A 439-nucleotide genomic window follows, 5' to 3' on the forward strand; every position below is an offset into this window, starting at 1 on the left:
AATCGCTTAATCGCCACGCAGAGCACGGTAATGGCGGCAGAGGACGGCAGCGTGACCATCGCGCCCGAATTTGCAGCAATGGCCCAGGCGGCCACGCATGTCTGGGCACAAGCCATCAGTGATGGCTCTTACAAAAGCGAATACACCCGTGACATTCCAACCCAAGGACTTACCGGGTTGACCAGCACTGAATCGCTGTCAGCCGCTCCCGCAGCCCCATCGATTCAGATTGTGGAGCCTGGCTTCCATATCGTGCAAAGCGCTGCCCCCCGCTCATAGCTTGAAGCACTGCTATTCGAGCAGCCAAATGCTGCCGTCCTGGATAAGTTCCGCACCCTGAACCCACAACTATCAAGCTTCGCCAAGCCAGGGCAGTTGGTTGTTTTAAGTGACCCACAGAACACCCAGTGCACCCGAGAAGAAGCGTTGCTGATGGAAG

At 56.7% G+C, this 439-nt stretch carries 1 pseudogene; it reads left to right on the forward strand.

Features of this window, described 5'->3' with window-relative positions:
- Positions 1 to 279, forward strand: a pseudogene (locus AACY45_RS28715) (hypothetical protein); the annotation flags it as partial.
- Positions 280 to 439: the final 160 nt, after the last annotated feature.

The sequence above is a fragment of the Pseudomonas sp. RA_35y_Pfl2_P32 genome (assembly GCF_963970735.1).
Classification (GTDB): Bacteria; Pseudomonadota; Gammaproteobacteria; order Pseudomonadales; family Pseudomonadaceae; genus Aquipseudomonas.